The sequence below is a fragment of the Streptomyces diastatochromogenes genome (assembly GCF_002242805.1).
GTDB classification, from domain to species: Bacteria; Actinomycetota; Actinomycetes; order Streptomycetales; family Streptomycetaceae; genus Streptomyces; species Streptomyces diastatochromogenes.
Genome location: NZ_MCGQ01000021.1, coordinates 1 through 4,801 on the forward strand (window position 1 = coordinate 1; position 4,801 = coordinate 4,801).

The following is a 4,801-nucleotide window of genomic DNA, read 5'->3' on the forward strand; positions in this document are numbered from 1 at the left end:
CGACCAGATGCCGGGCCAGGACGGCGCCCAGTGTGCCGGTGGCACCCGTGACGAGCACGGCGCCGTCGCCCCACGCCGGTGCGGGTTCCTCCGTCGTGGGCCTGATCCGGGCCAGTCGCGGCACCAGTACCTCGGCGTCTCGCAGGGCGAGTTGCGGCTCTCCGCTCGCCACGAGGGCGGGCAGGACGGCGCCGAGTCCCTGCAGGTCGTCGGTGTCGACGAGCTGGATCCGGCCGGGGTGTTCGGACTGCGCCGAGCGCAGCAGGCCCCACACGGGGGCGTGGACCAGGCCGGTCACGTCCTCCTGCGGTACGGCGGCCACGGCGCGGTGGGTGACCGCCACCAGCCGGGTGCCGGCGAGCCGCTCGTCGGACAGCCAGGCCTGGACGTCCGCCAGCGCGGCCCGCAGCGCGGCGCCGGCCTTCTGCGGTACGGCAGCCGCGTCGACGCCGGTGGGCGCGGTGTACGGCAGGAGCAGGACGTCCGGCGCGGGTGCGCCCTCGTCCAGGGCTCGGCGCAGGGCGACGAGGTCGGCGTAGCCGGTCAGGGAGTGGCCTTGCGCACCGAGCCGGTCGGGTGTGCCGAGCACCGCCCAGCCGTCGGCCGTACCGTCTGTCGCCGGGGCGGGCAGCGGGGTCCAGTCGACCCGGAGCAGCCCGTCGGCCTGGGGTACGGCCGCGGTGAGCGCGTCTGCGGTGAGCGGGCGCAGGGTCAGTTCCCCGACGGTGGCGAGCGGGGTTCCGGTGTCGTCGGCGATGGTCAGCGCGACGACCGGTGTGCCGCCGGTGCGGCGGGTGAGCCGTACCCGCAGGGCGGTGGCGCCGGTGGCACGGACCTGGACGTCGGCCCAGGCGAACGGCAGCAGCGACGGTCCGTCCTCGCCCGCCACACCGGGCAGCAGGGCGTGCAGGGCGGCGTCGAGCAGGGCCGGGTGGACGGCGAACCGGCCTGCGTGGGTGCGCTGTTCGGCGTCGAGCGCGACCTCCGCGTAGAGGTCGTTGCCCGCGCTCCACAGGCGGCGCAGGTTGCGGAAGGCGGGCCCGTAGGCGTAGCCCTGCGCGGCGAGCCGGTCGTAGGCGCCGGTGAGGTCGGTCTCCGTCGCGCCGGGCGGGGGCCAGGCCGCGAGGGCGGCGCCGGGGGCCTGGGGGTCTTCGGGGCGCAGGGTGCCCTGGGCGTGCAGGGTCCAGTCGTCGGCCAGGTCGTTCTCGGACCGGGAGTGGATCTGCAGGGGCCGGGTGCCGGTGGCGTCGGCGGGGCCGACGGTCACCTGGAGCTGGACGCCGCCGCGTTCGGGCAGGGTGAGGGGCGCGGCGAGGGTGAGGTCGCCGACCGTGGCGGCGCCGGTGCGCTCGCCGGTGGCGAGGGCGATCTCCAGCAGTCCCGTGCCGGGCACGAGGACCCGGCCCGCGACGGCGTGGTCGGCCAGCCAGGGGTGGGTGTGCAGGGAGAGACGCCCGGTGAAGACGCGTTCGTCGCGGTCGGCGAGGGGCACCTCGGCGCCGAGCAGCGGGTGGCCTGCCGCCGTCAGTCCGAATCCGGCGGCGTCACCGACGGTGGCCGGGGCGTCCAGCCAGTACCGCTGCCGCTGGAAGGGGTACGCGGGCAGCGCGGTGGGCCGGGCGCCCGGGAACAGGGTGTCCCAGCGCAGCCGGGCGCCGCGTGCGCCGAGCAGGCCGAGCGCCGAGGTGAACGTCCGCGGCTCGGGGCGGCCCCGGCGCAGGGCGGCGGTCACGGCGCCGGGCTCGCCGGTCAGCGACTGCTGGACCAGGGCGGTCAGGACACCGTCCGGGCCGAGTTCCAGCCACTCCGTGACACCGTGGTCCTCCAGCAGCCGTACGCCGTCCAGGAAGCGGACCGTGCCACGGATGTGCCGTGCCCAGTAGTCGGGCGAGGCCAGCTCCTCGGGTGTGGCGAAGGCGCCGGTGACGTTGGAGACGACCGGGATGCGGGGCGCGTGGTAGGTGAGGCCGGCGGCGACGGCGCGGAACTCCTCCAGCACCTCTGCCATGTGCGGCGAGTGGAAGGCGTGGCTGACCGCCAGGCGCCGGGTCCGCGCTCCGCGCCGCCGGAACAGCTCGGCGACTTCGTCGACGGTGTCGGCGTCGCCGGAGACGACCGTGGAGCGGGGCGAGTTGACCGCGGCCACGGCGATCCGGTCGCCGTACGGCGCGATGGCCGTACGGACCTCGTCCTCGGTGGCCTCGACGGCGGCCATGGCGCCGCCCTCGCGGGCCGCCTGCATCAGCCGGCCGCGTTCGGCGACGAGGACGGCGGCCGACGGCAGGTCCAGGACACCCGCGAGATGGGCGGCGGTGACCTCGCCGATGGAGTGGCCGAGCAGGTAGTCCGGGGCGAGGCCGTGGTGCTCCGCGAGCCGGAACAGGGCGGTCTCCACGGCGAACAGCGCCGCCTGCGTGAACGCCGTCTGGTCGAGCAGCGCCGAGTCCGCGGAGCCCTCGGGTGCGAACAGCACCGACTTCAGCGGCCGGACCAGCTCCCGGTCCAGGTGAGCGGCGACCTCGTCGAGTGCTGCGGCGAACACCGGGGAGGCGGCGTGGAGTTCGCGGCCCATGCCGAGCCGCTGTGCGCCCTGCCCGGTGAGCAGTACGGCGGTCTTGCCGGGCCGGCCGGCCGGGGCGCGCAGGGCGGCGGGGCCGGTTTCGCCGCGGGCGAGGGTGCGCAGCCCGTCCAGGAGTTCGGCGCGGTCGGCGGCGACGACGTACGCCCGCTTGTCGTGCAGGGCGCGGGCGGTGGCCAGGGAGTGGCCGACGTCCGCGAGGTCCGCCTCGGGGTGGTCCGTCAGGTGGGTGAGCAGCCGTTCGGCCTGGGCGGCGAGGGCGGGCTCGGTGTGGGCGGACAGCAGCAACGGGGCACCTGTGCCGGGCAGTTCGCGCGCGGGTGCGGGCTTGTCCTGCTCGGGTTCCTCGATGATGACGTGGGCGTTGGTGCCGCTGATACCGAACGACGACACACCGGCCCGGCGCGGCCGGTCCGCGCGCTGCCAGGCACGCTCCTCGGTCAGCAACTCCACCGCACCGCTCGACCAGTCGACCATGGGCGTCGGCTCGTCCACGTGCAGCGTCCTCGGCAGCACCTCGTGCCGCATCGCCTGCACCATCTTGATGACACCACCCACACCGGCAGCAGCCTGCGCATGCCCGATGTTCGACTTCAACGAGCCCAGATACAGCGGCTGTTGACGCTCCTGCCCGTAAGTCGCCAGCAGCGCCTGCGCCTCGATCGGGTCCCCCAGCCGGGTCCCCGTACCGTGCGCCTCCACCACATCCACATCCGCCGGACCGAGCTTCGCGCTGCTCAACGCCTGCCGGATCACCCGCTCCTGAGAGGGGCCGTTCGGCGCCGTAAGCCCATTGCTCGCCCCGTCCTGGTTCACGGCGCTGCCCCGCACCACCGCGAGCACCCGGTGGCCGTTGCGGCGCGCGTCCGACAACCGCTCCACCAGCAGCAGTCCGACGCCCTCGGACCAGCCGGTGCCGTCGGCCGCCGCCGCGAAGGACTTGGACCGGCCGTCCGGGGCCAGGCCCCGCTGCCGGGAGAACTCGATGAAGACGTGCGGTCCGGCCATCACGGTGACACCACCGGCGAGGGCGAGGTCGCACTCGCCGTTGCGCAGCGCGTTCGCCGCCAGGTGCAGCGCGACCAGGGACGAGGAGCACGCGGTGTCCACGGTGACCGCGGGGCCCTCCAGGCCGTACATGTACGACAGCCGGCCGGAGATCACGCTGGAGAGGTTCCCGGCGAGCAGGAAGCCCTCGTACTCCTCGGGGCTCGCGGCGAGCCGGGACACGTAGTCGTCGTACATGGCGCCGACGAAGACGCCCGTGCCGGAGCCGCGCAGGCCGGTCGGGTCGATCCCGGCGCTCTCGAAGGTCTCCCACGCGGTCTCCAGCAGCAGCCGGTGCTGCGGGTCCATGGCGGTGGCCTCGCGGGGCGAGATGCCGAAGAACTCGCGGTCGAACAGGTCGGCGTCGTGCAGGAAGCCTCCGTGCCGTACGTAGGAGGTGCCGGTCCGCTCGGGGTCGGGGTCGTAGAGGGCGTCCAGGTCCCAGCCGCGGTTGCCGGGGAAGCCGGAGACGGCGTCACCGCCCTCGGCCACGAGCCGCCACAGGTCCTCCGGGGAGCCGATCCCGCCCGGGTAGCGGCAGGCCATGCCGACGATGGCGATCGGCTCGTCCGCCGCGGCACGCACCGGCCGGTCGACGGCGCCGCCGGCGGCGGAACCGGGCAGCCGGGACAGCAGCAGGTTCGCGACGGCCTCGGGCGAGGGGTGGTCGAAGACGACGGTGGCGGGCAGCCGCAGACCGGTCGCCGCGTTCAGCCGGTTGCGCAGCTCCACGCCGGCGAGCGAGTCGAAGCCGATGTCCTTGAAGGCGCGCCGGGGGTCGAGTCGCTGCGGGTCGGTGTGGCCGAGGACGCCGGCGACCGTGCCGCGCACCAGGTCGAGCACGCTCTCCCGGCGCTGTTCCTCGGGGAGCGCGGCCGTGCGCGCGGCCCAGTCGCCACGGTCGCCGCTCGCCGCCGCGAGCGCGGCGCGACGGGGCCGGCTGCGGACCAGGCCGCGCAGGAGGGCGGCGGGCTCGGTGCCGGCCGCGTGCAGGGCGGGCAGGTCGAGGGCGGCGGGAACACTGAGGGCGGGCGCGCCGGTGAGCGCGGCGTCGAACAGGGCGAGGCCCTGCTGGGGGGTCAGCGGCCGGATGCCGGCCCGGGTCCACCGGGCCAGGTCGGACTCGGCGAGGGAGGCACCCATGCCGTGGGTGGCGTCCCACAGGCCCCAGGCGAG

Annotated in this window: 1 protein-coding gene; it reads right to left on the minus strand. The window is 75.7% G+C overall.

Going from position 1 to position 4,801, the window contains the following annotated elements:
- Positions 1-4,801, minus strand: a 4,801-nt coding sequence (locus tag BEK98_RS25070; protein WP_143684156.1) for a type I polyketide synthase, incomplete at both ends; no start/stop codon positions are given.